The 2,608-nt window shown below is 49.5% G+C and carries 3 protein-coding genes; 2 read left to right on the top strand and 1 reads right to left on the bottom strand.

The window, feature by feature from the left end:
• Positions 1-189: 189 nt before the first annotated feature.
• Entirely contained in the window at positions 190-738 is a 549-nt protein-coding gene (locus G470_RS0111450) for a DUF924 family protein (protein ID WP_035445664.1), read from the bottom strand.
• A gap of 127 nt (positions 739-865) precedes the next feature.
• Between G470_RS0111450 and G470_RS13570 the strand changes: the two genes are divergently transcribed.
• Together G470_RS13570 and G470_RS0111460 are read left to right on the top strand one after the other, a co-directional pair.
• Positions 866-1,921, top strand: coding sequence for a PQQ-dependent sugar dehydrogenase (locus tag G470_RS13570; RefSeq protein WP_051258568.1), 1,056 nt, complete (start codon positions 866-868; stop codon positions 1,919-1,921).
• 14 nt (positions 1,922-1,935) lie between these two features.
• Positions 1,936-2,457 carry a cupin domain-containing protein gene (locus tag G470_RS0111460; RefSeq protein WP_035445665.1) on the top strand — a complete coding sequence of 174 codons (522 nt, stop codon included), beginning with the start codon at positions 1,936-1,938 and terminating at the stop codon, positions 2,455-2,457.
• The last annotated feature ends 151 nt before the right edge of the window (positions 2,458-2,608 follow it).

The following is a 2,608-nucleotide window of genomic DNA, read 5'->3' on the forward strand; positions in this document are numbered from 1 at the left end:
ATTTCTTACCCTACTATTTTACTTTCCGACAACTATTTTACACATAGCCCCGCTCTCCGTCGTAAAAATGATTTTTCTCATAATGATAGAACCCCTTCTCCTTTTTATTGAAACCGCTTTTTATCTTTTTAATGAGTGTAGCACACAAAGAACAGAAAGGCCTCTGGATTTATGAACGGTTAAGCGGGGTCAAAAGCCTTTGTGTTGTTTCAAAAACTCCAGCTCCTTTTTGGTGGAGGGGCGGTTCAAAACGGCATTGCGGTGGGGATAACGGCCGAACATGGCAATGATGTCCCGGTGTTCTTTTTCGTATTTGTAAAAAGACTCCATGCCCTTTTCTTTAAACAACGTCATGGCCACCTCATGGATGACAAGCGATTCGGAATGCATGAAGGGCATGTACAAAAAGGCGCGCTGTTTGGTTTCCAAATCATAGATGGCTTTGTGACGCAGCGCTTCTTGTGCCAGAATCAAGGCCATTCCATCCGAAGCGAAGGCTTCTGGCCGGCCGCGGTGGATGTTTCTGGAAAACTGGTCGAGCACAATCACTTCTGCCAGCCGACCTTCAACGGTCTCCCGCCATTCCCATAATTCACCGGCAGCGGCCTGGCGGTGAGTGGCTCCGAAGCGCACCTGGATCTCTTCATCCAGCTGGTCGGTGCTTTGGAACCACATCTTTTCATCGAGTTCTTCAAACCAAAACTCCAACACTTCATAGTATTTCTCTTCAATAGCCATGGAATCCGCTCCTTTCACCATTCATTATATCGGAAAGTTGGAAAAGAGAGGGGGCGGGCGAACTGAGCCGCCCTTTTTGACAGGAGGAGCGGGGTCTGCTAATTTGAAGGCAAAGAGGAAACTCTAAATGATTCACTCCTGCAACATGACATACAGCCTGTCTGAGGAAGGCGTGGATAAATGTGAAAAAATGTTGTGGCTGATTCCGTTTTTATTGATGGCTTGTTCGTCTGGCGAGGAAGCTTCTCCGGATTCCGGCTCCTCACAACCCGATCGTTCGCCAGAGAAACAAATTGACCTTGGTCTGTTGACTCTTTTGGAAGCGCACCCACACTTGTCGTTTGAAGAACCTTTGCATTACGAGGTTCTTCCCGATACGGGCAAGGCATTTGTCGTGGAGCGGCAGGGCATCATTCAAATGTTTGACGCCCAGGAAGATGCAGAACAAGCAGAGGTGTTTTTGGATTTAAGTGATGTCATCAGTGCAAGCGGCAGTGAAATGGGGTTATTGGGATTAGCGCTTCACCCAGAATTTGAAGCCAACGGATACTTTTTTGTCAACTACACCACAGAAGAAGGCACCGTCATTGCCCGGATGCAGGCAGACCCGGAAACTTTTTCCGTAGACGAAAACACCCAAACAACGCTGCTCGCTTTCCCGCAGCCTTACCCGAACCACAACGGCGGACACCTCGCTTTCGGGACGGATGGGTATTTGTACATCGGAGTCGGTGACGGCGGCGGAAGCGGCGATCCAGAGGACAATGCACAGGATTTGAACGAATTGTACGGAAAGTTGTTGCGGATTGATGTCGACGAAACAAGCAGCGGGCGGCCGTACGCCATTCCGGCAGACAATCCGTTTGCCGAAAACGGGGAAGGGATACGAGAAGAAATTTTTGCTTACGGACTCCGGAATCCATGGAAGTTCAGCTTTGATGAAGAAAGACAATGGTTGTGGCTGGCGGATGTGGGGCAAAACCGCCTGGAAGAAATCAACGTGATTGAAAGCGGACAAAACTACGGCTCAAAACGTGGAATTGATGGACACGGATTTGATGATTTCTTCTTTTGGCGTAGACCAAGAAGGGGAAGTCATTCTTGTGGATTACAATGGAAAATTGTATCGTTTAGAGAAACCAGAGTATACGAATCAACAAAGACGCACACAGCCAACAGTTGAAGGAGGACAAGAAGATGACCAAGTTGATACATGTACAAGAGAATGAACCCTTCCCGAATAACCCGCTCCCGGTGCTGCATTACCCGAAAGCGGTGAGCGGGTTGACCGGTTCGCCGGATGCAGCCCAAAACGTGCTGGATTTTTTTGAAAAGAACGGCTACACAAACGGCTGGATTGACGGCATTTTTTCTTATCATCATTTCCATGCCAATACACATGAAGCGTTGGCCTGTGTGTCAGGAGAAGCGATGGTGCAGCTCGGCGGCCCCGACAGCGAGACCTACTTGTTTCAAAAAGGGGATGTGCTGCTGTTGCCGGCGGGGACGGCCCACAAGCGGGTGGACGCTACGGAAGATTTTCGGATTATCGGCGCCTATTCGGATGGGATGGATCCGGACATGCAAAAAGGGGAAGCGGAGGACTACGAAAAAATCAAGCAGCGCATTGCGGATGTGCCAGTGCCAAAAACCGACCCGGTGGAAGGAACAGACGGCGCAGTGAGTAAACACTGGATCGAACAGAATGTGGAACAATAAACGTAGGAAAGGAGGCTGGGGCAAAAATCCCAGCCTCTTCTGCGTTTCCGATTAGTCTAGCGAAAATGCGCTCCAAAATGCAGACCCGACGTCCACTTCACGAATAATGCTCGAGGGGCTTCGCCCCTCATCCGCTTATTCGCTCCAGTTG

It is taken from the genome of Atopococcus tabaci DSM 17538, assembly GCF_000429585.1.
Lineage (GTDB): Bacteria > Bacillota > Bacilli > Lactobacillales > Carnobacteriaceae_A > Atopococcus > Atopococcus tabaci.